The sequence below is a fragment of the Variovorax sp. YR566 genome, assembly GCF_051992195.1.
Classification (GTDB): domain Bacteria; phylum Pseudomonadota; class Gammaproteobacteria; order Burkholderiales; family Burkholderiaceae_C; genus Variovorax.
In genome coordinates this window covers 1038873-1063971 of sequence record NZ_CP197092.1, presented here as the reverse complement: position 1 = coordinate 1063971, position 25099 = coordinate 1038873, and the positions used below count along the sequence as shown (strand labels likewise).

25 protein-coding genes are annotated in these 25099 nt (G+C 62.0%); 6 read left to right on the top strand and 19 right to left on the bottom strand.

Going from position 1 to position 25099, the window contains the following annotated elements; genetic code table 11:
• Nucleotides 1-6 precede the first annotated feature (6 nt).
• From ACTG4X_RS04920 to ACTG4X_RS04900, 5 genes are all read right to left on the bottom strand, one after another.
• Nucleotides 7-840, bottom strand: coding sequence for an amidohydrolase family protein (locus ACTG4X_RS04920; RefSeq protein WP_007839175.1), 834 nt, complete (start codon nucleotides 838-840; stop codon nucleotides 7-9).
• Between the two features lie 15 nt (nucleotides 841-855).
• The gene (locus tag ACTG4X_RS04915; protein WP_226493221.1) at nucleotides 856-1578 is read right to left on the bottom strand and encodes an NAD(P)H-dependent oxidoreductase; all 723 of its coding nucleotides are present in this window, start codon (nucleotides 1576-1578) and stop codon (nucleotides 856-858) included.
• Nucleotides 1575-2303: an enoyl-CoA hydratase-related protein gene (locus ACTG4X_RS04910; protein ID WP_042674581.1), complete on the bottom strand. Its 729-nt coding sequence runs from the start codon at nucleotides 2301-2303 to the stop codon at nucleotides 1575-1577. The genes ACTG4X_RS04915 and ACTG4X_RS04910 overlap by 4 nt, the downstream gene beginning before the upstream one ends.
• Before the next feature lie 2 nt (nucleotides 2304-2305).
• Nucleotides 2306-5848 (bottom strand): indolepyruvate ferredoxin oxidoreductase family protein, encoded by a 3543-nt coding sequence (locus tag ACTG4X_RS04905; RefSeq protein WP_440533326.1) that lies wholly within the window; start codon nucleotides 5846-5848, stop codon nucleotides 2306-2308.
• A gap of 229 nt (nucleotides 5849-6077) precedes the next feature.
• On the bottom strand, nucleotides 6078-6365 hold the full coding sequence (locus tag ACTG4X_RS04900; RefSeq protein ID WP_097200321.1) for a hypothetical protein: 288 nt from the start codon (nucleotides 6363-6365) through the stop codon (nucleotides 6078-6080).
• A 114-nt stretch (nucleotides 6366-6479) separates the two neighbouring features.
• On the opposite strand from ACTG4X_RS04900, the gene ACTG4X_RS04895 reads away from it, so the two are divergent.
• Nucleotides 6480-7472: a GlxA family transcriptional regulator gene (locus ACTG4X_RS04895; RefSeq protein ID WP_097200322.1), complete on the top strand. Its 993-nt coding sequence runs from the start codon at nucleotides 6480-6482 to the stop codon at nucleotides 7470-7472.
• 76 nt (nucleotides 7473-7548) lie between these two features.
• On the top strand, nucleotides 7549-8238 hold the full coding sequence (locus tag ACTG4X_RS04890; RefSeq protein WP_373559397.1) for a Crp/Fnr family transcriptional regulator: 690 nt from the start codon (nucleotides 7549-7551) through the stop codon (nucleotides 8236-8238).
• Nucleotides 8239-8280: 42 nt separating this feature from the next.
• On the opposite strand, the gene ACTG4X_RS04885 is transcribed toward ACTG4X_RS04890, so the two are convergent.
• From ACTG4X_RS04885 to ACTG4X_RS04840, 10 genes are all read right to left on the bottom strand, one after another.
• The gene (locus ACTG4X_RS04885; RefSeq protein ID WP_007839183.1) at nucleotides 8281-8892 is read right to left on the bottom strand and encodes a 2-hydroxychromene-2-carboxylate isomerase; all 612 of its coding nucleotides are present in this window, start codon (nucleotides 8890-8892) and stop codon (nucleotides 8281-8283) included.
• A gap of 2 nt (nucleotides 8893-8894) precedes the next feature.
• Nucleotides 8895-9578, bottom strand: coding sequence for a glutathione S-transferase N-terminal domain-containing protein (locus ACTG4X_RS04880; protein WP_097200324.1), 684 nt, complete (start codon nucleotides 9576-9578; stop codon nucleotides 8895-8897).
• A gap of 394 nt (nucleotides 9579-9972) precedes the next feature.
• Nucleotides 9973-10104 carry a hypothetical protein gene (locus tag ACTG4X_RS04875; protein ID WP_337459825.1) on the bottom strand — a complete coding sequence of 44 codons (132 nt, stop codon included), beginning with the start codon at nucleotides 10102-10104 and terminating at the stop codon, nucleotides 9973-9975.
• Between the two features lie 119 nt (nucleotides 10105-10223).
• Nucleotides 10224-11309, bottom strand: a complete 1086-nt coding sequence (locus tag ACTG4X_RS04870; protein WP_007839186.1) for a lactonase family protein — start codon at nucleotides 11307-11309, stop codon at nucleotides 10224-10226.
• Between the two features lie 11 nt (nucleotides 11310-11320).
• A complete protein-coding gene (locus ACTG4X_RS04865; RefSeq protein ID WP_042674586.1) occupies nucleotides 11321-12187 on the bottom strand; it encodes a methylglyoxal synthase in 867 nt (288 codons plus the stop codon).
• Nucleotides 12184-12870: a class II aldolase/adducin family protein gene (locus ACTG4X_RS04860; RefSeq protein ID WP_007839188.1), complete on the bottom strand. Its 687-nt coding sequence runs from the start codon at nucleotides 12868-12870 to the stop codon at nucleotides 12184-12186. Before ACTG4X_RS04860 ends, ACTG4X_RS04865 begins: the two co-directional genes overlap by 4 nt.
• Entirely contained in the window at nucleotides 12867-13787 is a 921-nt protein-coding gene (locus ACTG4X_RS04855) for a GntR family transcriptional regulator (protein WP_093208873.1), read from the bottom strand. Before ACTG4X_RS04855 ends, ACTG4X_RS04860 begins: the two co-directional genes overlap by 4 nt.
• Nucleotides 13788-13851: 64 nt before the next feature.
• On the bottom strand, nucleotides 13852-15123 hold the full coding sequence (gene otnK / locus ACTG4X_RS04850; RefSeq protein WP_440533325.1) for a 3-oxo-tetronate kinase: 1272 nt from the start codon (nucleotides 15121-15123) through the stop codon (nucleotides 13852-13854).
• 18 nt (nucleotides 15124-15141) lie between these two features.
• Nucleotides 15142-16215, bottom strand: a complete 1074-nt coding sequence (locus tag ACTG4X_RS04845; protein WP_007839191.1) for an isocitrate/isopropylmalate dehydrogenase family protein — start codon at nucleotides 16213-16215, stop codon at nucleotides 15142-15144.
• 41 nt (nucleotides 16216-16256) lie between these two features.
• Complete coding sequence (locus tag ACTG4X_RS04840) at nucleotides 16257-16841, bottom strand: aspartate/glutamate racemase family protein (protein ID WP_440533324.1); 585 nt, start codon at nucleotides 16839-16841, stop codon at nucleotides 16257-16259.
• A 130-nt stretch (nucleotides 16842-16971) separates the two neighbouring features.
• On the opposite strand from ACTG4X_RS04840, the gene ACTG4X_RS04835 reads away from it, so the two are divergent.
• From ACTG4X_RS04835 to ACTG4X_RS04820, 4 genes are all read left to right on the top strand, one after another.
• On the top strand, nucleotides 16972-18066 hold the full coding sequence (locus ACTG4X_RS04835) for a Bug family tripartite tricarboxylate transporter substrate binding protein (RefSeq protein WP_440533323.1): 1095 nt from the start codon (nucleotides 16972-16974) through the stop codon (nucleotides 18064-18066).
• A 40-nt stretch (nucleotides 18067-18106) separates the two neighbouring features.
• Nucleotides 18107-19096, top strand: coding sequence for a Bug family tripartite tricarboxylate transporter substrate binding protein (locus ACTG4X_RS04830; RefSeq protein WP_440533322.1), 990 nt, complete (start codon nucleotides 18107-18109; stop codon nucleotides 19094-19096).
• A gap of 55 nt (nucleotides 19097-19151) precedes the next feature.
• Nucleotides 19152-20024, top strand: a complete 873-nt coding sequence (locus ACTG4X_RS04825; RefSeq protein ID WP_157632302.1) for an amidohydrolase family protein — start codon at nucleotides 19152-19154, stop codon at nucleotides 20022-20024.
• Between the two features lie 78 nt (nucleotides 20025-20102).
• Nucleotides 20103-20273 carry a hypothetical protein gene (locus tag ACTG4X_RS04820; RefSeq protein WP_440533321.1) on the top strand — a complete coding sequence of 57 codons (171 nt, stop codon included), beginning with the start codon at nucleotides 20103-20105 and terminating at the stop codon, nucleotides 20271-20273.
• A 103-nt stretch (nucleotides 20274-20376) separates the two neighbouring features.
• On the opposite strand, the gene ACTG4X_RS04815 is transcribed toward ACTG4X_RS04820, so the two are convergent.
• The 4 genes from ACTG4X_RS04815 to ACTG4X_RS04800 form a co-directional block, all read right to left on the bottom strand.
• The gene (locus ACTG4X_RS04815; protein WP_440533320.1) at nucleotides 20377-22011 is read right to left on the bottom strand and encodes an AMP-binding protein; all 1635 of its coding nucleotides are present in this window, start codon (nucleotides 22009-22011) and stop codon (nucleotides 20377-20379) included.
• A 71-nt stretch (nucleotides 22012-22082) separates the two neighbouring features.
• On the bottom strand, nucleotides 22083-22976 hold the full coding sequence (locus ACTG4X_RS04810; protein ID WP_440533319.1) for an SDR family NAD(P)-dependent oxidoreductase: 894 nt from the start codon (nucleotides 22974-22976) through the stop codon (nucleotides 22083-22085).
• Between the two features lie 96 nt (nucleotides 22977-23072).
• Nucleotides 23073-23831, bottom strand: a complete 759-nt coding sequence (locus ACTG4X_RS04805) for a 3-hydroxyacyl-CoA dehydrogenase (protein ID WP_440533318.1) — start codon at nucleotides 23829-23831, stop codon at nucleotides 23073-23075.
• 25 nt (nucleotides 23832-23856) lie between these two features.
• Nucleotides 23857-25041 (bottom strand): lipid-transfer protein, encoded by a 1185-nt coding sequence (locus ACTG4X_RS04800; protein ID WP_093210081.1) that lies wholly within the window; start codon nucleotides 25039-25041, stop codon nucleotides 23857-23859.
• Nucleotides 25042-25099 lie beyond the last annotated feature (58 nt).

Below are 25099 nucleotides of genomic sequence, written 5' to 3'. Positions count from 1 at the left end.
GTGGATTCACTCTTCCAGCTTGAACGCGTGACGTGCGTTACCCGCGAGGAACCGGGGGAGCACATCGTCTCCGAGCTCCAGCGCCTGGATGTGCTTCAAGCATTCTGCGGGGGTCAGCATCGGAAAGTTGGTGCCGAACATCACCTTGTTCTTTCCCGGGCCGCGCATGTAGGCCACCAGCTCCGGTGGAAACCGGGAAGCCTTGTAGGCAGAGGTGTCGACGTAGACATTCGGGTGTTTCATCATGAGCGAGATCATCTCGCTCACCCAGGGGAAGCCGATGTGCCCGCCGACGATGCGCAGTTCTGGAAACTCGTGCGCGACGTTGTCCAGGTAGGGGATTGGCCGCCCAGGCTCCGAAGGCCGCATCGGGCCGGCATGGCCCACCTGCAGGCAGAACGTGATGTCGAGCTCGACGCATTCGGCATAGAGGGGGTAGTACCTGCGGTCGTCGGGAGGGAGCCCCCACAGCCAGGGCAGGACCCGCAGGCCCTTGAAGCCGAACTCCTTCACGCATCGGCGCAGTTCCCTCACCGCGTCCATTGGCCTGTTGATGTCGACGGACGCAACGCCGACCACATATCCGCCGTGCGCCTTGACCGCGGCGGCCACTTCGTCGTTCGTGATCATCGGCCCCGCGGGCCCCCACCACGCGCTCGCGATCGTCCGCGAGACACCTTGCTCGCGGAATGTCTTGAGCGCCTCGTCGTGCGAGATGTCCGGGTTGTCCTGCGCCAACGTCCGCCAAGCCGTCGGCCATCGACGCAAAGAATCGAACATAGGGTCCAGCAAGTACGCCTTGTTCGGAAGCTGCATCCATGCATCGATGATTTCGGTCATCTCACTGCTCTTGAGTCAGGTTGATGAAGTCTGCGCCACCTTGGGCCGGAACTGGTCGTCGAAATCATCCAGGCTGGGCATGGGCAGTACCGGCCGGCTGTCGATGTTCTCCACGGCGTGGAAAAGCTTCATGAGCATGCCGGTACGCTCCGTGTTGTCCACGTAGGGGACGTGGTACGCAAAGAACGGCTCATGGACGGAATAGCCTACATACCCCAACGTGCCTTGCAGGAGGTGCTTGAGCATGTCCTTCAGGTCACCATGGATCGAGTCGGGGCCAAACATGTAGTCCCGCCCACCCAGAGACGCTACGACCATCGCGCGTTTGCCGCGCATGCCGCCTTGGTCGTAAACCCGCGTTCCACCGTAAAAGACACCGGACAGGAACACCCGGTCGATCCAACCCTTGAGTTGAGCCGGTACCGAGTACCAGAAGATGGGGAATACCAGCACGAGCAGATCGGCATTGCGCACGGCCTCGACCTCGGCGGCAATCTGCGGGTCGATGGTCTGGTTTTGCCAAGCATGACGCTGCTCTAGTGGGTAGACCAGGTAGTCCTCGCGTGACCTGGCACCAAAATCATCTGCACTGGCCACAGCATTGAAGTTGATAGCCTGCAGATCGGTCACGCTCGTCTGCCAGCCATCTTTCTCCAAGGCCTCCTTGGTCATGTCGCGCATGGCTGCGACGAACGAATTCGGTTCGGGGTGCGCGTAAACGATATGTGCGCGTTTCATTGCGTGCTCTCCATTGCCTTTCGACGGCGGCCGACGGCCGCGTTGATTTCGATCACCTCTTCGTCTATGCGTTGGTGATACTCGCTGCTGGGATGCAGCCAGTCCTTGATGCGCCGAAGAATCGTGGGATCCTTCGAAGCGAGAAGCTTTGCACGCTCCCAGCCTCGTGCATGAATCTCCGCCGCGGGCGAGACCTCTGCGACAAGTCCCCACTCGCATGCCTCGGCGCCCGTGAACTTCTCGCCGCCGAGGAGCAGGCGCTTGGCCCGCGGCAGGCCAACGGCCCGCTGCAACAGCAGCGTGCTGGCCGCCTCCGGAGCAATGCCCAGGTCGACGAAAGGAAGCCGGAAGACCGTGTCGGCACTCGTCACCACCCAGTCGGCATGCAGCAGCCAAGTCACGCCGATCCCAGTGGCGGAGCCATGCACCGCGATCACGACAGGTTTCCTCACGTCGGCGATGGCGTGCAGGAAGGTTGGCACGGCATCCTGCGGCTGCTGAGGCCATTCGTCGAAGGCCTTCAAGTCATGCCCGGCGCAGAACACGTCGCCCGCCCCCGTCACCAAAATGCAGCGCACGTCGTCTCTTTCGTCGGCAGCTCTCAGGGCCTCGGCGATGGCCGCGAACATGGGCATGGTGAGCGCGTTGCGCTTTTCAGGCCGGGCTATGCAGAGATGCCATACCCCGTCCTGCACACTGCACTGGATGGATTCAATGCTCTCCATACTCACGACGAGGCTCCTTGCAAACGGTGTCCATGGGTCATCGGCGGAATGTCCTTGCCGGTAATCTCACCCAGCAAGGCACGCTGGCGTTCACGCGCCTCCTCGATGGCTTTCAATTTCACGTGCCCGAACCCACGGATCTGCTCAGGAATGCGTGCCAGCTCCAGACACTTCTTCGGCTGGGCTGCGATGAAAGGCAGCGTGGCCTGGATACCCTGCTTGTATTCGTCGATGAGCGCGCGCTCCGTCCTGCGCTCGTGCGTGTACCCGAACGGATCGAACAGCGTGCCCCGCAGGAACTTCAGCTTCGCAAGGACTGTGAACGCCGACGCCATCCAGCCGCCGTACAGCCGCTTGCGCGGCAAGCCGTCCGAGCCGCGCCGGGCGAAGAGTGGCGGCGCCAGGGAGAACCCCACTTTGTATTCGCCATCGAACTGGCTTTCGATCAGCTTGCGCAGCTCCGCGGACGAATGCAGGCGCGCCACCTCGTACTCGTCCTTGTAGGCCATCAGCTTGAAGAGATTCCTGGCGACGGCCTGTTCGTAGCCGTCGGGCATCGCAGCACCGGACGAACGTACCTTCCGCAGAAAGCCTTCGTACTGCTGGGCATAGCTGCTGCCCTGGTAGGCCACCAGCCGGTCGCGGCGGTCTTGCACCAGTTGCGGCACGTCTTCCTTGCCGGCCCTGGGGATCCATTGCACGACCGCAGCGGGCTTCGCCACCAGCCGCTCTGGCGACGCCACGTACTGCCGGCCGATCTTGAACGCGCGCAAGTTGGCATCCACCGCCTGCCCGTTCAGCTCGATCGCGCGGCGCAGCGCATCGTGCGACAGCGGCACCTGCCCCGCCTGCCAGGCCGCACCCAGCAAGATCATGTTGGCGTAGACGCTATCTCCGCAGTAACGCACCGCGATGTCATGGGCCGGGATTTTGGCCAGTCTTTTCTCTGAGCACGCCTGCTCGATGGTGGCCCACAGCGCCTCGTTCGGCATGCTGAAGTCGCGGTTGCGCTGGAAGTCGGAGGTAGGCGATACATTGGTGTTCACCATGGCGCGGCAGTCGGACTTCAGCCGGCTGATGGAGTCCGGATGCGCGCTCACCACCAGATCGCCCCCGATGAGCGCATCGGCAGCGGCGTCCGGTATGCGTGGCGCATGGACGTCGTCGGCCGTTGCCGCGATGCGCACATGGCTCCACACCGCGCCGCCCTTCTGGGCCAGGCCGGCCATGTCCATCACGGAGCAATGCAGGCCCTGCAGGTGCGCCGCCATGCCCAGGATGTTGCCAATCGTCAGCACGCCCGTGCCGCCGATGCCGTTGACCAGCACGGCGTAGCTGGTGTCCAGCGCGGGCAGTTGGGGATGGGTCGGCTCGGGCCAGGCTGCCGGATCGCCTTCGGAGGCGGCACCGGAGTCGACCGGCTTCTTGCGCAAAGCTCCGCCCTCCACGGCCACGAAGCTCGGGCAAAAGCCGTCGGCGCAGGAGTAGTCCTTGTTGCAGGAGGACTGGTTGATCTGACGCTTGCGGCCCAGAGTCGTCTCCAGCGGCTCGATGGAGACGCAGTTGCTCTTGACGGTGCAGTCGCCGCAGCCTTCGCACACTTCCGGATTGATGACGTAGCGGACCGGAGGATCCGGATATTTGTTGCGCTTGCGCCGGCGGCGCTTTTCGGCGGCGCAGGTCTGGTCGTAGACCAAGGCGGTCACGAAGGGCAATTCGCGCAGTTCGCGCTGGACGACGTCCAGGTCGCGCCGGTGATGGAAGGTCGTGCCAGGCGCAAACGCTGTTTCGTGCCCCTTGTATTTCTCGATGTCGTCACTGACGACCACGACGCGTGCCACGCCTTCGGCATGCAGCAGTTGCGTCAGCATCGGTGCCGTGAGCGGTCCGTCGTGCGGCTGCCCGCCCGTGAGCGCCGTAGCGTCGTTGAACAGGACCTTGAACGTCATCGGCGTCTTGGCCGCCACGGCCTGACGGATGGAGAGCGAACCCGAATGGAAGAACGTGCCGTCGCCCATGTTGGCGAACATGTGCGGCCGCTTGGAAAAGCGGCTTTGCCCCACCCACGGAGCACCCTCGCCGCCCATGTGCGTGTAGCTTTCGGTACGGCGATCCATCCAGTTGGCCATGTAGTGACAGCCGATCCCGGCCGTGGCGCGCGAACCCTCCGGTACCTTGGTAGAGCTGTTGTGCGGGCAGCCAGAACAGAAGTACGGCGTGCGCATGAGGGGCGCCAGGAGCTTTCCCTTTTCTGGCGTGTAGGGGAGCGCCTGGCATGCGTCCATGCCTGCGGCATGCAGCCGCGCCTGCAACGCCGCCGCGATGTCCACGGGCGCGAGTTCGGCATCTCCGCGCAAGAGGCGCTGCTCATGCGGAATCTCGAATTCCGCGCATTGGAGCCCGCCGCTGGACTTTCCCACGACCTGGGGCGCTTTCTCGCCGCTTGCGGCAAACGGGTAAAGGATGTCCTTGACCTGCTGCTCGATCAGCGCCCTCTTCTCTTCGACCACGAAGATCTCGTCGAGGCCCTGTGCGAACTCGCGGATGATCTGCGGCTCCAGGGGCCAGACCATGCCGAGCTTCAAAAGGGCAATGCCCCTCGCGGCCAGATCCTGCTCGCCGATGCCGAGCAGCCTGAGTGCTTCGCGCACGTCGTTGTAGGGCTTGCCGCCCGCAATGATGCCGATGCGGGAACCTGCGCCCTTGGTCACAATGCGATTCAAGCCATTGGCACGACAGTAGGACAGCGCCAGGGGCAGCTTGGTGCGCACGATCCGCGGCTCCTGCGTCGCCCACACGTCGGGCCAACGGATGTGGACGTCTTCCGTCGCCTTGAAATCCTCGGGCGGCCGGCATTCGACCCGGAACGGATCAACGTCCGCGATCGATGTAGTCTCGACGATATCCCCCACGCACTTGAGCCCCACCCACAGGCCCGACGCGCGGCTCATTGCCCAGCCATGAATCCCGTAGTCGAGGTATTCCTGCACGTTGCTCGGGTACAGAATGGGGATGAACGACGCAACCAGCAACTGTTCGCTCTGGTGCGCGAACGAGGATGACTTGGCCGTGTGGTCGTCGGCGGCCAGCACGAGCGCTCCGCCATGCGGTGAAGTTCCAGCCGCATTGGCATGCTTGAGGGCGTCCGCGCTTCTGTCGACGCCAGGCCCCTTGCCGTACCACATAGCGAACACACCATCGACCGTGGCCTCCTCCGGGTGCTGCATCAACTGCTGGGTTCCCCAGCAGGCGGTCGCTGCCAAGTCTTCGTTAAGGCCCGGGATGAACTCGATCTGCTTTTCCTTAAGCAGTTTCTGGACCCCCCAAAGCACCTGGTCCAGGCCCGACAGCGGCGACCCGCGGTAGCCACTGACGAACCCGGCGGTATTCAACCCTGCCGCGCGGTCGCGAGCGCTCTGGTTGAGCAGCAGCCGGACCAGCGCCTGCGAACCACTGATGTAGGCGGGGCCGCGGTCCAGCTGATAGCGGTCCTCGAGCTTCGCAGGACGCAGCAATGCTCCAGGCAGCGGCGCGACCTCAGACATGCCGCACCTCCCCATGTTGGGCGCAGCCGGCGACAACGGCACTGGGGCGTGCTTCGCGCGAGGCGGCTGCACTCGATGACAGGCTCATGGGGAACTCCTTGTATTTGTTGCTCGGGCGGGATACTGCCCCTCTATTAACCGGCACCACGCTCCATTCGTACATTGGCGAAATTGACTTTGTTTGTGCTACTTTCGCCATCATCCATCGAACTGCGCACGGAGGGGGCGCTCAGAACGACAGCCCAAACACGAAATAGGCGATGCCGGCCACGGCTGCCATCGCGATGGCGGGAACGGCCACCAACGCATAACCACGATAGAAATCCTGCACCTGGCTGGCGGGGACGACAGCGAATCCGTGGCAGCTTCCCAGTACGGCAATTCGGTCGCCGCATTCACAAGCGGGATAGGGTTCTCCGTCGACGACTTGGCGAGAGTTCGCCTTCATCTGGGGCTGCAAGGCTTGATCGCAGCCAGAGACGTCGCTGCGCAATGACGCAAGGGGTATGTCGCTCATCTCCGTGCTCCTTTTTGTAGTCGCTGGTCTAGAGGCCAGCAAGGCTCATTAGGCGGATTTCCACGTCTTGGTGTAAATTGTCGAAACTGACATGTTCTATGCCATTTACGACCAATGCCACGTGCCGCCATCCTCACCTTCGACGGCTGCTACGCTTCCAGCGTGGCCGGGTTTGCCGACATCCTTCAGATCGCGAACTCGCATCTGAGGCTCGAACAAGCGCCGGCGAAAGCACTATTCGAGTGGCGTTTCGTGTCGCCGTCGGGCGAAGCGGCGATTGCCAGCAACGGCCTGCCTCTGCAAACCCACAAGTTGGGGCCGCGAGAACGGTATGACTTGGTGTTTGTTCCCAGCTTTCACTATGGCGGGCACCGACAGTTCGACCAGTTCCTCGACCGGCAGGCCGATGCCTGTGCCTGGCTGACGGCGCAATGGCGCGCAGGATCATGGGTCGCCGCGAACTGCACGGGCACCTTCATCCTGGCCCAGACGGGCTTGCTCGATGAGCGCGTTGCGACGACCACGTGGTGGCTTGAACGGCAGTTCAGGGAGAAGTTTCCACGTGTCGACCTGCAACTTCGTCCTGTGATCACCGAGATGGACCGGCTGATGTGCGCGGGCGCGTCAGCGTCGTATCTGATTCAGACCATTCGTGTCATTGAGCGCTTCTCGGGGCCGGTCATTGCGTCGCAGTGCGCGAAGGCCATGCTGATTGACGTGAGTCAAACCAGCCAGATTCCCTATCTTCCATTGCTCGCCCAAAAGAACCACTCCGACGCGCTGGTGCATCGAGCCCAGCGCTGGCTGCAGGGCAACATGACCAAGGATCTGAGGATCACCGAGCTCGCCGATACTCTCGCGGTCAGCGACAGAACCCTCATCCGCCGCTTCCGCAGCGTGCTGGATCAAACGCCGCTGGCCTATCTTCAGGATCTTCGGCTAGAAGCTGCGCGTGCGCTGCTCGAGACCAGTTCGCACAGCGTCGAAGAAGTGGCGAGCCAGGTCGGATACAGCGACACCAGTTCCTTTTCCAGACTCTTCCGTCAACGCATCGGGATGAGTCCGGGGGCCTACCGCGGCCGCTTCCAGATGGACTCCTCGCTCTAGTCCGGGCCAACACAATCACCAATGACTGAGGCTTTGGAAGCGAATGGCGGAACAAAGAATCACCCAAGCACCCGCCGTGGACGAAACATCCACGGCAAGCTTGGCCGAATTCCTCGGGAAGTGGCCATGGTTCCACGCGCTCTCCACCGAACTTCGGGCCCTGACGCTAGGAACGTCAGTGGAGATGAAGGTGGCCGCCGGTCAGTATGTCGCCCGCGCTGGCGAGCCCAGCGCATACTGGTACGGCGTCGTGAGCGGCCAACTGCAGATGTGCATCGTCGGCCCGGAAGGGGACGAGACGACGCTGTACTACCTTCGGGAAGGAGAATGGTGCGGCGACGGATCCTTGTTGAAAAGGGAATTGATGCAGTACGACCTGCGCTCGCTGACCTCCGCACGTCTCTGCCTCGTTCCTGCGAATACCTTCCGTGTGCTGCGCAGTTCGTCTCTTGAGTTCAGCAACTTTCTTTGCGATGTCATGAACGCCCGAATGGGTGAGTTCGTCGGGATGCTCGTGGCGTCGCGCCTGCTGGGGCCCGAGAAGCGGGTTGCGAAGGCGCTCCTGATGCTCGCCAAGAACGGACACGAAGATGCGCTCAGGCTATCGATCCATCAGCGTGATCTGGCGTTGATCTGCGGCCTCTCGCGCCAGCGAGTGAACATGGCACTGGCATCGTTCAAACAGGATGGAATTGTCCGAACCGAAGGCCCCAAGGGATTCCTGATCGTCCACACGCAGCGCCTGCGCGACTACATTGGGAATTGATAGTCCACCGGGCGCTAAGAATGGGCTATCCCGAGACGATAGCTATCTTTGCGAAGCCGCGCCCCGGATCGCGGATTCAAGCAGATCCATCCTGTCTCCACCCCAGAACATCTCCCCCTTATAGATGAAAGTCGGAGCGCCAAATACGCCCAGCCTCTCGGCATGTGCGAGCGCCCCCGTCAAAGCTCCCTTGGCTTCTCCTTGCAGGAACTTGTTCCACTCCGAAGACGACAGCCCCGCGTTGACGAGAGCCGCCTCCACCTCCACTGGGGACTCCAAGTCGAACTCGCGCCGCCAGAATGCCGCGAGCAGCGGGTCACAGAACTCCCAAAGCCGGTTCCTGGCCTTGGCAAAAAGGACGGCCTGACTCGCGAGCGTCGGATCCCAGAGCTTCGTCGTAGACCGCACCGTCAACCCCTGCAGCTTTGCGAGCCGCCGGCAATCCATGTAGAGGTACTTCAGCTTCGCGACATCGCGGCTCGATCGCTGCTCCACTTCCCCGCCGTATGCGGACTGGAAGTCGGTCACGTAAGGCCACCAATCGAAGGCGACGCCGCTGCGCTGAGCGAGCGCACGGGCCGGGCCGAGCGCGAGGTAGGAGTATGGGCTTCGCAGATCGAAGAACGCTTCCACCCGGGCCGTGTCGATCGACATGGTCAGCGGTTCTTCTGGAAAAGGTTGAGCTTCGCTTCATCGGACTTCGTCACGTCCACCCATTGGTTTCTCAGAAGATCCAGACCGCGGCCGACGCCGGGGCGGCTGCGTACCCGGCCATACCAATCCTGCACACGAGGGAACTCATCCAGTGGGACACCGGTCATCTTGTGGATCCGGATCCAGGCGAAGCTGGCCATGTCGGCAATCGAGTACTCATCGCAGATGAACTCGCGACCATCAAGACGGTCATCCAGAACCTTCAAGAGACGTCTTGTTTCCGCCTGGTAGCGTGCGATGGCGTAAGGTACTTTTTCGGACGCATAGCGGAAGAAGTGCTGGGCCTGACCCATCATCGGACCGATCCCGCCGACCTGCCAGAACAGCCATTGAAGTACTTCGCTGCGCTGGCGCAGTTCGGTGGGGAGAAAGCGTTTCTCCTTCTCGGCCAGGTAGACCATGATGGCTCCGGTCTCGAAGACCGTGAACGGCCCGCCACCGTCGGCCGGCGCGTGATCCACGATGGCTGGGATTTTTCCATTCGGATTGATCACGCGATAGGTGTCCGTGTGCTGGTCGCCCGCAGTGATGTTGATCGGGATGACCCGGTAGGGAATCTCCAGTTCCTCGATCAGGATCTGCACTTTGTGCCCGTTCGGTGCCGCCCAGCTGTATAGATCGATCATCCTGTCTCCTTTTGTACGAAGCTGATCCACACGGGGTCCGTGGATTCCTAACTCAACTCCGTTTCAGGTTAGCAGGGACAACTGGATCGCGATGTCTTTTCAACGACAGATCGACTCCGGCGTACTGGATGTATTTCAGTCACAAAGGTTGATGTAACCGACAGGCTGAATTCTCCTTGCCGACTACTCCTGATGGCCTGACCGTCGAGCACCTCTTGGGGCGTGGCGCCAAGACATTGAAGGCAGCCGCCGGCAAGGCCCTCGACGGAGGCAAAGCAGTACGCAAGGGTACGGGCTTTCCGAAGTACAGCCACCCCCAAGACGGGCAAAACCTGGAAGGGCTTCGGAAAGGCTCTCGACTGGATTTCCACGGTTCGTAACCGTGACAAGTTCCTCATCCCATCGCGATGATGTTACCTAGCAGCGCGCAACGCGTACTGCCACCACCGTCGACGACCAGCGCGCGACCGCCGCCTTGGGTCAGGCTCAGTTCCTTGACCCGTGAACTGTCCTCGAAGCAGGACACGGTCAGCGCGAGTCCTTTGAACTGAAGGCGCCCGCCGAAGTCGCGAAGATCGGGGGTAGCGTGGGCGCCTCAGGGTACCGGTCGTCCAGGTCTATCGTCTTGTTCATGGGTGGCGTCCTTCAAAGTTTCAAGTTAGCGGAAGCTGCAAGCGGGTCCCGACCGAAAACCAAGCATACGGGGCTGCCACATGCCGTTGGAGTTCCGGCGTGCCCGAGACTTCCGGTCTCGGCATCGATGCCGAAGGCGATGATCGAGTCGCTGTCCTCGTTGAGAGCGAACAGGGTCCGCCCATTGGGCGAGATAGCGAAAAAACGCGGAGTCTTTCCTTGCGATGGAACAGCTTCGATAAAGCGCAGTCGGCCGGACTGACCCTCAATGGCAAAGATCGCGATGCTGTCGAAGCCGCGGTTCGATGCGTAGACGAAGCGATTGGATGCATCGACGGCGATTTCGGAGGCCCGACTGTTTCCAGTGAAGCAGTCGGGCAACGTCGAGAGAACCTGAATGGCCCTGAGCGTGCCTTCGCTCCGGTTCATCTCATAGGCCACCACGGTCGAATCCAGTTCGTTGACTGCGTACGCGTAGCTTCCCGCTCCGTGGAATGCGATGTGGCGCGGGCCGGATCCTTCGCGTGCCATGACGAAGGGCGGGTTTGTCGGCAGCAAACGGCCGTCCTCGAACCGGAACGTGAACACACGGTCCAACCCTTTGTCCGGCAACGCGACAAAGCGTCCGCTGGGATCGAACGGGTTGAAGTGCGGTTTCGAGAATGGCTGCTCCACGCGGTGGGGACCTCGCTCGCCTGTCAATGCAACAAGCTCCGACACTGCGCCGACCGCGCCATCATCCAGCAGCGGCATGACGGCAGCCGTCCCGCTCAAATGGTTCGAAACGATCAGGTATCTTCCACTCGGATCGATGGCCAGATGTACGGGATTGCGCCCGCCGCAGTCCTCACTATTCAGAAACGTCAAAGTCCCTTGAAGGCGATCGACGCGGAACGCGCTCACCTCCTGCGCATCGCCGTGCACTGTGTAGAGCACGTCCCCCATAGCGTTCAACGCGAGGAACGACGGGTTCACGAGACCTTCGACGACCTGGACTTCGGTCAATTCGCGCTGAGCTTCGTCGAGCCAGTACACACTGATGCCTCGGCCCCGCGCATTGCGCTCGCGCGTCGTTCGTGAACCTACGTAGGCGTACATCGGAAGGGGCCTCAGTGGGATGACCGGGTCACAGCCACGGCCCAGCGCTCGGCCATCGAGGGCGAGTTGAAGCAGGTGGTGTCCTTGGAGGCGGTGCACACCGCGCGCTCCAGCAACTGGATGTCGGCTTCGTGTTGCCGTGCCACGTGCGGATCCTCGAAGAAGATCACTTTGCTACACGCGCGATTCAGCACAAGCTCTGCTATTTGCGCATCCCCGCCCATGGGGCCGCTCAGCTGCGGCTTGACCCAGGGGGTGTCCGCTGGCCAACCGCGGCTCCACGCCATCTCGTTCAAGAGGCCGCCCGTCGTACCAGTGCCCACGCGCGTCGCAAAGGCCGACAGCAGATCAAAATACTTCGCTGCGAACGCCACCATGCGCTGCTTCAGGGCATCGTGGGCGATCAACGCCACCGTCTGTCCGGCCAAAGGCGCTGCGGGCATGGGTCTTCCGACACCGGCGTGAAACAGTTCGACCGCCATCCATTCGACCGCGCCGGCCTCTGTCGACACGAAGGGCTTGCCGTGAATGACACATTGCCGCTTGAGCGCCTGAGCCTCCGGGTAAAGGGAAGACGGGTCGACCGGATCGATCAGGTAGATGACACCGTCGAGTTCATCGACAGGGTCCAGCCCGCCCGTGACGCGAGAGGCCAGCCTCATCACACCGCCGTCGACGCCCGAGGGAAGCCGGAAGAGTCCGCTGTGACCCGACAGCCGATGCGCACCCGCCAACGCATCGTACGCGCCGCCCACGGCATACAGTTGAAGATCGAGCATGCGAATGGATTCATCGCAGGCGCGAGCCCAGGCCAGGAGCGCGCCTTCCGCCCGTCGGTGCAGCCTGTTGGCAACCAGCCCGAACCGCAGCGCGCTCACCAGTGGGCTCCGAAAGCCAGCCGAAGATCCGCGATGTGCGGATCCGACAGAGCCCGTGCGCGCCTGCCACTCAAGATCCAGAGGCGCGAGGTCTCTTCGAGCTCTTCCAGAGTCGCCATGGCGGCCGACAGGGTGTCGTGCCAGACATTCGGGCCAAGGCGAGAGAGCATGACCGCACGGATGGGCGACCCCTTCGTGGCATAGGTGCGGATGGCAAATTCGACCCGGTCGGCCGCTCCGGAATGGCCCGGGCGCGTGTAGTCGATCAGCGGCACGCGGCCCACCTTCATCACGAAATAGGGCGTCAGTGCGGGAAGAAGTTCCTTGCAGTCTCCCTCGACGGCATCGACGTCCTCGTCGAGGGTCAATGCGACGCAATGGGTGCTGTGGGTATGGATCACGCATCGCGCGGGCAGCGCCGTGCCTGCGCTCGCGGCATAGATGCGCCGATGCAAGGTGATCGTCTTGCTCGCTCGATCGCCGCTCGACTGAGTGCCGCTCGCGTCGAGCCTGGCGAGGCGGTCGGGGCTCAGGAAACCCAGGCATGCGTCCGTCGGTGTGATCAGGTAGCCGCCATCGTCGAGGCGAACGCTGATGTTGCCCGCGGTTGCATGCACGAAGCCTCTTTCGAAGAGGCTGCGCCCGATGCGGCAGATCTCTTCCCTGGCCAAGCCTTCGTTCAACCTGCGTCTCCCAGCTTCGTGATTCGCGCCGTGTTCAGGTGCTGGCGCAGGAACTGCGAAGCCTCCATGCGTTCGCCCTTCACGAGCAGATCGATCATCACCAGATGCTCTTCGCACTGACGATGCAGACGCGCCCGGTCGAGCCGGGTTCCGTATTCCACGACACGCCGCATCTGGTTGAGCGTCCGCAGCGAGTCCAGCAAGAACCGGTTGTTCGCCCCGGCAATCACCGTTTCGTGGAAATGCACGCCGGCGCGGAACAACTCGGTCGGAGTGCAACGCTCGATGCCGCCTTGCAGCAGTTCGATCTGCTCGCGCCTGCATTTCTCCAACTCAGGGATGTCGACCACATAGCCGGGCTCGAGAATCGCCGCGGGCTCGATGATCATGCGGAATCGATAGCTCTCGCGATGGGACTCGACGTTGCTCAATAGCGGCCGGAACATCCAGCCTCGCCCGGGCTTGCGATCGATCATGCTTTCGCGCGACATGCGGTTGAGCACCCGCTGGACCTGGAGTCGGCCCAGGTCGTACCGGCTCATGAGATCGGCCTCGGCAATCTCGTCCGGCAGCAGCCCGTGGATGCGGTCATTGGCGATCCGCATGTAGACCGTCTCTTCGGACGATGGGTCCGGTGAAAACTCCAGTTCGCCGAGTTCCGAAGCGCCCTTGGCCACCTGATACCCGCGATTCGGCTCCGATGTGACGGCCCCGGCCGCCTGCAGGTATTGGAGGGCCTTGCGCACCGGCGACCGGGACACCGCGAGTTCGTCGCACAGCGCCTGTTCGGTCAACCTGTGGCCGATCGAATAGCCCTCGCGCCGAATCATCTCGATGATCCGGCGCGCGAGGGTCGGGATCAGGGCACTTACATTGGAAGCCGGATTGACCTTGGGGACTGCACTGAGCGCGGGCATGGCGGTGGAAGTGTCGTGGTGCGAAGGGAAACTCTACTGTAGCGGGGTGGAAGGCATCGAGGCGTTACGAGAGCAACTCGAACGCGCGCGTGAAGAAGTCCGTCGCACCGAAATTGCCCGATTTGAGGGCTAGGTGCATCGCGCCCTCCCTGGCATGGGGCGATCCCGCATGGCACCAGGGCACACCCGGGGCGATCTGGGGGCCGATACGCATGCTTTGAATGCCCAACGCCTGCACGCAGGCGCCGGAGGTCTCTCCCCCCGCGACGATCAGCTGACCCACGCCTCGTTCGGCAAGTCCGCGCGCGATCGATGCCAGCGCGTGTTCAACCATCTCGCCGGCTTGCGCCACGCCCAACCGCGCCTGCACTGCGCTCACCGCCTCGGGTCGGGCCGTGGCATAGATGAGCACCGGGGCCGTCGCGATCCGCTGCTGAGCCCATTCGAGCGCGTCCGAGACGACGTCCTGGCCATTGGCCATTTGCAAGGGATCGACGGCAAACGCCGCGCCACCTCCTTCGACAAAGTCGGCGACCTGTGCGTTGGTCGCTGTCGAGCAGCTGCCGGACACGATGGCCCTGAAGCCCAGAGCCTGGGGGAGCTGGCCCGCGGCCGCTGCCGGTACGAGACCGACGTTTTGCGGCAGTCCTATGGCGACGCCGGAACCGGCGGTCACCAGCGGAAGGGACTTCAGTGCCGGCCCCAGGGCCATCAAGTCGGCGTTGCTGGTGGCATCGACCACCGCCATCGACACCCCCTCGGTCCTGAGGGCGCGGATCCGTTCGGAAATTGCCGCCGGACCGGCGGCCACTGTTCGATAGTCGATCAGGCCCACGCGCCTTTTCGTCTGCGATTGCAGCACGCGGACCAGGTTGGAATCCGTCATCGGCGTCAGTGGATGGTTGCGCATCCCGGACTCGTGCAGCAGTTCGTCACCCACGAACAGGTAGCCCTTGAACACCGTTCGGCCGTTCTCCGGAAACGCCGGACAGGCGATCGTGAAGTCGGTGTCGAGGGCCTCCATCAGCGCGTCTGTCACGGGCCCGATGTTGCCGGCGGGCGTGGAATCGAAGGTCGAGCAGTACTTGAAATAGATCTGCTGGGCGCCGACCGACCGAAGCCAACGAAGCGAGTCCAGAGATTGGGCGACAGCGTCGGCGACGGGAATCGTGCGCGACTTGAGCGCAACCACCACCGCGTCCGCATCCACGGTCACGCTCGCGTCCGGCACACCGATGGTCTGCACCACCCGCATGCCCGCGCGCACCAGGTTGTTGGCCAGGTCGGTGGCACCCGTGAAGTCGTCGGCAATGCAGCCGAGCAGGACTTGTGTCATGGTGAGGGCTCGATCGAATCAGGCCGAAGCCATCGCCTTGACTACCGCGGCGGTGAAATCCTTGCAGCCCATGGCGCCACCAATGTCGCGGGTACGGGTCTTCGGGTCTTCCAGCGCCTTGTCGACGGCGCGCACCATGGCGTCGCCGGCGTCCTGCATGGCCTTGTTCTTCTGCTTGTCGCCGACCCAGCGCACCATCATCGCCACCGAAAGGATCATGGACACAGGGTTGGCCAGGTCCTTGCCGGCAATCGTGGGGGCCGATCCGTGCTGTGCCTGGGCGCAGCAGACATCGTCGCTCGCCATCACCGAGCCCGCGAGCCCGAGGCTGCCGGAAAGTTCGCTGGCCAGGTCCGAGATGATGTCGCCGTAAAAGTTGGTCGCGACCAGGACATCGAAGCGTTCCGGCTCCTTGACCAGATGGGCGGTGGAAGCATCGACCAACAGGTCGTCGAGCGCCACCTCGGGAAAATCCTTGGCCACGTGGCGCACGGCTTCGAGGAACAGGCCGTCGGTCATGTGGAAGCTGTTGGCCTTGTGGATCGCCGTGACCTTCTTGCGCCGCGTCATCGCCAGTTCGAAGGCCCGGCGTGCGATGCGCTCGCTGCAATGGCGCGTGATCTTTCGAATGGACAGCGCCATGTCCGGGCTAGGCATGACCTCTCCCCAGCCCTTCGACATGTTGCGGTCGGGATAGAAACCCTCGGTGGCTTCGCGCATGATGACCAAGTCCATGGTGCGGCCTTCGCGCATGTTGGACTGCAGATACGGCCGCGTGCGCGCGGGCCGGACGTTGGCGTAAAGGTCAAGGCCGATGCGGAACCCTGCCGACACGTTGCGTCCGCCTTTCTCAGGCACTGGATAGTCGGCATGCGACTGCGTGCCCAGGATGATGCCGTCGTACGTCTTCGCCTTGTCGAGCACTTCCTGGCGCAAGGTGGTTCCGTGCTTTTCCAGACTCGTGAAGCCCACGTCCTCGTAATCGTAGGAGATGTCGAGCTTGAAGCGGCTGTCAGCCGCCTTGAGGACTTCGACGGAGGCGGCGACGATCTCGGGGCCAATGCCGTCGCAGGGCAGAACGATGAATTTCATGGGATCTCCTGGGTGTTGATGAGGGGTGGGTGGAATGAGGGTCAGACGGGCGAGAGGATCTTCTGCAGCAGGCGCACGGCGCTGTCAGGACTGGTGAGAACCGGCCTTTGAAGCCGCGCTGCCACGACTTCATGCGACCGAGCCATCGAAAACTGGCCCAGCATCACGATGTCGCAGTTCTCTAGACTTGCAGCCTCCTCCACGACCAGACGGTCGTGGGTCGCGGGGTCGCCGGCACTCAATGCTTCCAGGGCGCCTTTCGCGCAGACTGACTGGAGTTCGACCGCCACTTCCCCGGCGCGCGCCAGTTGCAGAAATTCTTCGCGCATCGAGGGAATCGAGGGGGCGAACGTCGACAACAGCCCAATCTGCACGCGTCCGCGGCGCGCCCGAGCGATTTCCAACGCCTCCAGAAACATGGCTTCGTTGGGCTTGTAAGCGGGGACGGCGACGGCTTGCGCTGCTGCGTCGATTGCAACCCCGAACGCCGAGCACGTGAAGAGGATGCCGTGCGCACCGGTGCGTTCGGCGTACTGCGCCAGGTCCACGAAGCGCTGGGTCAACGCACCATCGATCGAACCACGCGCGGCGAGGTCCGATGACAGGCTGTCGTCCAGCAGGTTCATCAGGCTCGCCTCAGGCCAAAACCTGCAGAAGGAGTCCGCGACCGGCTGCACCGCGACTGCCGTAGCATGTATCAAAGCAACTCTTCGTGCAAAACTCATTGGATATAACAACGGTTAGGGTTCGACCTAATTGTACTATACATCATATAGATACAATCAGGGAAAACCCAACATCGCACCGAGAAGTGCCCTCCTCGACCTACCGGAGACCCTGATGAGACTGTCTTTCCTTCGTTCGCCCCGTGTCAGCGCCGCCATCCTTTGCGGTGGTGCCTTGGCCTTCGCAAGCCCGTCGTTTGCGCAGTCGGCCGCAGCCGCCGACTACCCCACCAAGACGATCACCTTCGTTGTGCCTTACGCGGCAGGCGGCAGTTCCGACATACGTTCGAGGCAGATCGCCCAGAAGCTTTCGATCTATTTCGGCAAGCCCGTGATCGTCGAGAACCGCCCCGGCGCCGGCGGCAACATCGGCACGGACTACATCGCCAAGGCCGCTCCCGACGGCCACGTCATCGGCTTGGGCAATTTCGCGCCGCTCGCGGTTAACAAGGCGCTCTTTGCCAAGCTTCCATTCGATCCCGCCACAGACCTGTTGCCAGTGGCCATGATCGAACGAGGGCCGCTCGTCATGTCGGTCAGCATCAATTCCCCGGCCAAGTCGGCCCAGGTTCTCATCAGAAACATCAAGGCGAAGCCCGGGACCATGAGCTACGCCTCGGGCGGGCTCGGTGGTTCGCACCATCTGGCCGGTGAACTGTTCGAACAGAACGCGCAGCTCGACCTCGTCCACGTGGCGTACAAGGGTGGAGCCCCGGCGACCAACGACCTGATCGCCGGCAACGTCGACCTGATGTTCGAGTGGATCTACGCGGTGATGCCGTACCTGAAGGGCGACTCGCCGAAGCTGCGCCCACTCGCCATCACCAGCGAAAAGCGATCGCCGCTTCTGCCGGACGTGCCAACCTTCAAGGAACTCGGCGTGCCGGGAATGGAGATGTCCAACTGGTTCGGCGTCGTGGCGCCGAAGGGCACCCCTCCCGCCGTCATCGCGAAGCTCAATCAGGCGATCAACAAGGCGATTCGGGAACCGGAAGTGACCGAGAAGATCACCTCACAGGGCAATGAGGTCGCTGGCGGAACGCCAGAGGAGTTCGGAACCTTCATTCGCGCTGAATCGGACCGCTGGTCGAAGCTGGTCAAGACGCACAACATCAAGCCCGAGTAGGCCCAAGCGACGAGCCAGACCCATCCAGCCAGGTATCGACATGATTCAACTCCTCCACACTCGCCGCTTCGGCGCACTGGCCCTCGCGGCCGCGCTCGCCGCACCGGTCTGCCATGCGCAGTCGAGCGCTGCCTCCTACCCTACGCAACCCATCCGGATGATCGTGCCGTTCGCGGTCGGCGGGCCCAACGATGTCATGGCGCGGGTCCTCGGACAGCGCCTCACCCAGGAGACAGGACAACCTGTGGTCATCGACAACAAGGCGGGTGCCGGTGGCGTGATCGGCACGGATGCCGTCGCCAAGTCCAAGCCGGACGGCTACACGATCGGCTTCGTCAGCGCTCCGTTCGCGATGCTTCCCGCGTTGCAGGCCAAGATGCCCTACGACACCATGAAGGACCTCGTGCCCGTGTCCAAGGTGGCCGATTCGCCGATGCTCATGATGGTGCCCTCGGATTCGCGCTTCAAGACCGCAGGCGAACTCATCGAGTTCGCGCGCAAGAATCCGGGCAAGCTCACCTACGGCTCGGGCGGAGCGGGGAGTACCCCGCACCTGACGACCGAATTGCTCGCAGAGGTGACGGGCGCCAAGTTCATGCATGTGCCCTACAAGGGTGGCGGCGAGTCCATCCGCGCATTGATGGGTGGGGAAGTCGACCTGCTCATCGACAGCATCACCAGCACGGCGACGCCGTTGGCGTCCGGCCGGGTCAGGCCGCTCGCGATCGGACAGGCGACACGATCGACCCGCTTGCCGAACGTCCCCACCTTCGAGGAGGCCGGCATCAAGAACTTCTCGGTGACGCATTGGGTGGGTGTCGTCGCGCCGGCCAAGACGCCGCCGGCGGTCCTGGCGACGTTGAACGCCCAGATCGTCAAGTCGCTTCGTGCGCCCGAAGTTGTGCAGAAGCTGGCAGAGCTCGGCGCGACACCGGTTGGGAGCTCGACTGAGGAGTTCCAGAAGTTCGTCGCCGACGAACTGAAGAAGTGGCGGACGGTCGTGAAAACCTCCAACATTCAGACGCAGTAGAAGCCACCAAGAAATGTCTGCTAGGTCATCGGAGCGTGTATCGATGTCTCCTCATATGCGCAACGCTCCGGCGCGCTCGACTGATTGTCATGTCCACGTCTTCGATCCTGGGCGGTTCCCTTACGCGGCTGCGCGGCGCTATACGCCTCCACCAGCCACTGTTTCGCAGCTGAAGGAGATGCATGCAAGCCTTGGAATCGATCAAGTCGTTCTGGTGCAACCCAGCGTGTATGGGACCGACAACGATTGCATGCTGGACGCTCTGAAGCGCTTGGGTGATCGTGCCCGGGGTGTCGCAGTCATTGACCAGACGTTTGGTCGCGATCAACTCGACGACATGTTCGCTGCCGGCGTGCGAGGCGTCCGCATGAATATCGAGGTGTCGAAGGGCGCCGATGCGACAGACGCCTTGAGACGGCTCAGCGCGACCGCTGAGGCGCTTGGCGGCTCTCCGCTTCTGATCCAGGTCTACGCTGCTATGCCGGTGCTTCTGGCCTGCGCGCCAACGCTTCGGACTCTGCATCACACGGTGCTGATCGATCATTTCGGCTTGGCGAGAACTGGAAGCGATCCGGAGAAGGCGGGCTTCTCTGCACTGCTGGAACTCATCGCAAGCCCTAACATCTGGATGAAACTGTCTGGGCCCTATCAGATCTCGAGTGCCTCGCCTGACTATGCCGACGTCACGGCGATTGCAAAAGCCATGATCGCCACCTCGCCGGATCGGATCGTGTGGGGCAGCGATTGGCCGCATACCGGAGGCTCCGCCCGGCCCGCAAACTACCGTTCGACCGACTTGGAGCCATTCCGTACGGAAGACGATCTCCGAAACTTCGGCCTTGTGGGGAAGTGGGCCCCCGAGGAATCATTGCGCCATCGTGTGCTGGTCGACAACCCCGCTCGCTTGTTCGGATTTCGCTCCGACTAAGATCCGATATCCCCATCCGCCACCAAGACCGCGATTGACGCGTGGTGAGTTGGTTTCGATGACGAGGTCGAGACGGCCTTGCCGAAGATCGTCGACTGGTACATGGAGAACAAGATCAACATCGACGACCTGACCACGCACACCATGCCGCTGGAAGACATCGACAAGAGCTTCGATCTCACTAAGCGCGGCGAATCGGTCGGCGGCGTGGTTCTGTTCTATCGACGTCAGAGCGCTCAACTGCATTAGGTGCATTCACCTATCGCTCGAAACGAGGTTGAAAAATTGCGCTGCGAAATCCGTTAATACGGCAAGACAAATCGACACGGATTCGACATTACGCCAATAGCAATCAGGCAGATTGACGAAGTTCGCGCCGCAAAATCTTTCCGACTGTCGACTTCGGAAGTACCTCGACGAAAACGACCCGCTTCGGCACCTTGTATGGCGCCAGTTGCTTGCGGCAATGTGTGACCAGATCGTGCATCGACAACTGAGATTCGGTCTGCCGCACTGCGTAGAGCATCAGGGCCTCCCCCGTCCTGTCATCCGGAACCCCTACACATGCGCACTCCACGACACCAGGACAGGCAGAAGCTACTGCCTCGATCTCATTGGGGTACACGTTGAAACCGGATACGAGGACCATGTCTTTCTTGCGATCGACGATTCGCAGAAACCCCCTCTCGTCAAACACACCCATGTCGCCAGTGCGAAAGTAGCCGTCTGGCGTAAACGCCAAGGCGTTTTCCTTCGGCTTCTGCCAGTAGCCTCGCATCACCTGCGGCCCCTTGACGCAAACTTCACCAGCCTCGCCGAGAGAAACCTCAAGGTCTTGGGCATCCAGGAGCTTCACTTCAGTTGAGGGCACCGGCATGCCGGTGGCCCCGGAGAACTCCAAGGTCGAAAACGGATTAACCGTAATCACCGGTGACGTTTCGGAGAGCCCGTATCCCTCCAAGATAAAGCAACCCGTAGCGGCCTTCCACCGGTCAGATGTGCTTCTCAGGACTGCCGCACCGCCGCCCACAGTCATGCGCAAAGACGACCAATCCACTTCGGCGAAGCCAGGATGGTTCATCAGGGCGGTGTAGAGCGTATTCACGCCGGTGAGCACAGTGGGGCGCGCCTCTTTCAATGTGTCGACTACACAGTCGAGATCGCGAGCGTCGGTCACGAGCCAATTCTCGGCACCGACCGAGAAATAGCTGAGAAAGTTCACCATCAGCGCGAAGATGTGGTACATCGGGATAACCGTCGCCACGACCTCTTGACCAGGACGCATGGCGCCGTGCATGAAAGCCCTGAACTGCTCGATATTCGCGATCAAATTGCGATGCGACAGGGCCGCGCCTTTCGAGGGGCCTGTAGTGCCGCCGGTGTACTGAAGGATCATCAGATCTTCACCGTCCAACGGTACTGGAGCGATGCTCATGCCGCTCCCCTGCTTTATCGCCTCCGCTAGTGCTACGGCGCCGCTCAAAATGCCGACCCTTTCCGGTTCAGACAGGTGCACGCCCGTGCAGTCCTTCAAGCAAACGTCGAGGACGACGTGGATGCAGGTGTTTTCAATCACCTCCGCCAGCCTCGGGATCGCACTGTCGATGATGACGATCACGTCCGCTCCAGAGTCATTGATCTGATGCTCCAACTCACGCGATGTATAGAGCGGGTTCACGTTGACCTGAATTGCGCCTATGCGCGTGATGGCCATGAAGGCCACTGGAAATGCCGGAATATTCGGAAGCATGACCGCAACACGATCTCCTTTCTTCACATGGGCCACGTTCTGCAAGTACGCAGCGAGATGAGAGGAAAGACGGTCGACATCGTTGAAACTGATGCTTTTACCGAAGGAGTGAAAGGCTGTCCGATCGCCGTATCGTTGAACGGCCTCATCCAGCAGTTGGGGGACGCAGGCGTAGCGATGAGAGTCGATCTCTGCCGGAATCGCGCCGTACGAAGAGATCCAGGGTCTTTGGTTCATATAGACAGAGGTGCGGGCAATGGAATCAATGGCAGTTTCGCGCTTGATATTCAGTTACTTTGCAAAGCCATCTAGAGAGAGGCGAGCAACCCCGCTTTCGACATCTCGAGGTGGGACTGTTCCAATGCGTTTGCGGGGACAACCTCGGCGCTGCGGTCCTTGATCTCATCGAGCCTGGCAAGGACAGCCACCGCCGCACTGTCTTGCCCACCGATATGGACCCCATGTGTCATCGTGATGTGGGCGCATTCGAAACTGCCTGCTCCAGCAAGCAGGATGGTTCTTGTCGGAGCGTCTTCGCAGACGAGTGCGACGAGCCCCGGACTTACCGACTCCGGCGATAGCCTGGCGAGCGCCGCAGGTGGCCACATCTGCGCCGTCATTGCAGTTGCCGCCGTCGGAGCGAGGCAGTTCACTTTCACGTTGTTCTTCGCTCCCTCAATCGAAAGGGTTTGCATCAATCCGACCAGAGCCATCTTCGATGCGGCGTAGTTGGCTTGACCAAAATTACCGTAGAGCCCAGCCGATGAAGTAGTCATCACGATGCGCCCGTAGTTCTGAGATCGCATGTGATCCCAAACGGCCTTGGTGCAATTGACAGAGCCCATGAGATGGACTTCGACCACAAGTCGAAAATCCTCAATGGTCATCTTCGCAAAAGACTTGTCACGCAGAATGCCTGCGTTGTTGACCAGTATGTCGACGTGGCCCCACTCGGCGATGGCCTGCTCGACCATCATCGTGACTTGCCCGTGGTCGGTCACGTCTGCGCCATTGATCAGCGCCCGTCCGCCTGCCTCGCGAATTTCGTTGGCGACCGTCTCCGCCCCCGAGCCCGGACGGTCACCACCAAGGTCGTTCACTACGACGAGAGCGCCATGCTTTGCGAGCGCCAGCGCGTGTGCGCGCCCGAGGCCGCTGCCAGCTCCAGTGACTATCGCAACCTTGCCTTTGAGAGTACTCATGAAATTCCTTTGACGTTATCTGGGCGACGTACCAATGCACCTTGGATAGGCCTGCAACTGGCGATCGGAAATGTGGGATCCGGCAGGGAGTGCCAACTATCTTGGCGGCAACCGGATCGCTCCGTCGAGACGAATCACCTCGCCGTTGAGCATGTCGTTCTCGATGATGTGCTTCGCCAGCTTGGCGTAGTCCTCGGGCGTGCCGAGGCGCGACGGGAAAGGCACGCTGGCGGCCAGCGCGTCCTGCACTTCCTGAGGCATGCCGAAGAGCATGGGCGTGCCGAAGATGCCGGGGGCGATGGTCATGTTGCGGATGCCGTTGCGCGCCAGGTCGCGGGCAATGGGGAGCGTCATGCCGACCACGCCACCCTTGGAGGCGCTGTAGGCGGCCTGGCCGATCTGGCCGTCGTAGGCCGCGACCGAAGCAGTCGAAATCAGCACGCCGCGCTCGCCGGTGGCTTCGGGCTCGTTCTTGCTCATCGCGTCGGCCGCGACGCGGATCATGTTGAAACTGCCGATCAAGTTGACCGTGACGGTCTTGCTGAACACGGCGAGTGCGTGGGGACCGTTCTTGCCGACCGTCTTCTCGGCCGGCGCGATGCCTGCGCAATTGACCAGACCCACCAGCTTGCCGAGCTTTTGCGCGGCGGCCACGGCCGCCTGGCCGTCGGCCTCCTGGCTCACGTCGCATTGGACGAACACGCCGCCGATGTCACGCGCGACGGCTTCGCCCTTGTCGGCCTGCATGTCGGCGATCACCACCTTGGCGCCGTTCGCAGCCAGCATGCGCGCCGTGCCTTCGCCGAGGCCCGAAGCGCCCCCGGCCACGATAAAAACCTTGCCGTCGATCTGCATTTTTCTTTTTTCTTGAATGCGCCTCTCAGGCGCGTTCGTAAAGAGTCACCACACAGGCGCCGCCCACTCCAAGGTTGTGCTGGAGCGCGAGCCGCGCGTTTTCTACTTGCCGTGCTCCGGCTGTGCCTCGCAACTGCTGAACCAGTTCGGTGCACTGGGCAAGTCCGGTGGCGCCGAGCGGGTGGCCCTTGGAGAGCAAGCCGCCTGAGGGATTGGTCACTACCTTGCCGCCGTAGGTGTTGTCTCCATCGCAGACGAATTGCTCGGCGCCGCCTTCGGGGCAGAGACCGAGGGCCTCATAGCTGATCAATTCGTTATGCGCAAAGCAATCATGAAGTTCGACCACGTCGATGTCGTCGGGACCGACACCTCCCAGTTCGTACACCTTCTGTACGGCCGCTTTGGCCATTCCGAAGCCCACCACCTCACGCATGTCGTCTGCACCAAAGGTCGCGGGGCCATCTGTGGTCATGGCCTGCGCGCGGATACGGACATCCCGATTCAGACCATGGCGCTCGGCAAACCCCTTACTGCACAGAACAGCGGCGGCCGCGCCGCAGGTAGGCGGACAAGCCATGAGGCGGGTCATGACACCGGGCCACAGAATTGGAGCATTAAGGACGTCGTTTTCCGTCACCACATTCCGGAACAAAGCCAATGGATTGTTGGCCGCATGACGGCTGGCTTTAGCTCGAATCTTCGCGAAGGTGGAGAGTCGCGTGCCGTACTGCTGCATGTGCGCGAATCCTGCACCTCCGAAGTAGCGCAGTGCCAGCGGTATTTCGCGTCGGCCAACCAGTTCATCGGTTGCCTCGTCGAACCGGTCGAAAGGACTTGGCCGGTCAGTGAAGACGGTTCCGAGTGCTCCGGGGTTCATGTGCTCGAACCCCAAGGCCAGCACGCATTCCGCGGCGCCACTGGCCACCGCCTGGCGCGCCAGGAACAACGCAGTGGATCCGGTCGCGCAATTGTTGTTTACGTTGACGATGGGGATACCGGTCATGCCGACCTCATAGAGCGCACGTTGTCCTGCAGTCGAGTCGCCATACACGTATCCGGCATAGGCCTGCTCGATCTGTTCGTAAGCAATCCCGGCGTCCGTCAGCGCCAGATTCACCGCCTTTTTCGCCATCTGAGGGTATGGCTCATGCATGCTGGGCTTGGCGAACGGCACCATGCCGACGCCGGTAACGAAGACCTGATTGCTCATCTAGAAATCCTTGGTAAATGTGTGCGGTTAAGTGAGAGTGAGCCAAGCTTGGCGACGA

Bases quoted from the DNA above. Each gene is read 5' to 3' on its own strand.
- ACTG4X_RS04920 (WP_007839175.1), bottom strand. From the start codon at position 840: ATGACCGAAATCATCGATGCATGGATGCAGCTTCCGAACAAGGCGTAC.
- ACTG4X_RS04915 (WP_226493221.1), bottom strand. From the start codon at position 1,578: ATGAAACGCGCACATATCGTTTACGCGCACCCCGAACCGAATTCGTTC.
- ACTG4X_RS04910 (WP_042674581.1), bottom strand. From the start codon at position 2,303: ATGGAGAGCATTGAATCCATCCAGTGCAGTGTGCAGGACGGGGTATGG.
- ACTG4X_RS04905 (WP_440533326.1), bottom strand. From the start codon at position 5,848: ATGTCTGAGGTCGCGCCGCTGCCTGGAGCATTGCTGCGTCCTGCGAAG.
- ACTG4X_RS04900 (WP_097200321.1), bottom strand. From the start codon at position 6,365: ATGAGCGACATACCCCTTGCGTCATTGCGCAGCGACGTCTCTGGCTGC.
- ACTG4X_RS04895 (WP_097200322.1), top strand. From the start codon at position 6,480: ATGCCACGTGCCGCCATCCTCACCTTCGACGGCTGCTACGCTTCCAGC.
- ACTG4X_RS04885 (WP_007839183.1), bottom strand. From the start codon at position 8,892: ATGTCGATCGACACGGCCCGGGTGGAAGCGTTCTTCGATCTGCGAAGC.
- ACTG4X_RS04880 (WP_097200324.1), bottom strand. From the start codon at position 9,578: ATGATCGATCTATACAGCTGGGCGGCACCGAACGGGCACAAAGTGCAG.
- ACTG4X_RS04870 (WP_007839186.1), bottom strand. From the start codon at position 11,309: ATGTACGCCTACGTAGGTTCACGAACGACGCGCGAGCGCAATGCGCGG.
- ACTG4X_RS04855 (WP_093208873.1), bottom strand. From the start codon at position 13,787: ATGCCCGCGCTCAGTGCAGTCCCCAAGGTCAATCCGGCTTCCAATGTA.
- otnK (WP_440533325.1), bottom strand. From the start codon at position 15,123: ATGACACAAGTCCTGCTCGGCTGCATTGCCGACGACTTCACGGGTGCC.
- ACTG4X_RS04845 (WP_007839191.1), bottom strand. From the start codon at position 16,215: ATGAAATTCATCGTTCTGCCCTGCGACGGCATTGGCCCCGAGATCGTC.
- ACTG4X_RS04840 (WP_440533324.1), bottom strand. From the start codon at position 16,841: ATGAACCTGCTGGACGACAGCCTGTCATCGGACCTCGCCGCGCGTGGT.
- ACTG4X_RS04830 (WP_440533322.1), top strand. From the start codon at position 18,107: ATGATTCAACTCCTCCACACTCGCCGCTTCGGCGCACTGGCCCTCGCG.
- ACTG4X_RS04825 (WP_157632302.1), top strand. From the start codon at position 19,152: ATGCGCAACGCTCCGGCGCGCTCGACTGATTGTCATGTCCACGTCTTC.
- ACTG4X_RS04815 (WP_440533320.1), bottom strand. From the start codon at position 22,011: ATGAACCAAAGACCCTGGATCTCTTCGTACGGCGCGATTCCGGCAGAG.
- ACTG4X_RS04810 (WP_440533319.1), bottom strand. From the start codon at position 22,976: ATGAGTACTCTCAAAGGCAAGGTTGCGATAGTCACTGGAGCTGGCAGC.
- ACTG4X_RS04805 (WP_440533318.1), bottom strand. From the start codon at position 23,831: ATGCAGATCGACGGCAAGGTTTTTATCGTGGCCGGGGGCGCTTCGGGC.
- ACTG4X_RS04800 (WP_093210081.1), bottom strand. From the start codon at position 25,041: ATGAGCAATCAGGTCTTCGTTACCGGCGTCGGCATGGTGCCGTTCGCC.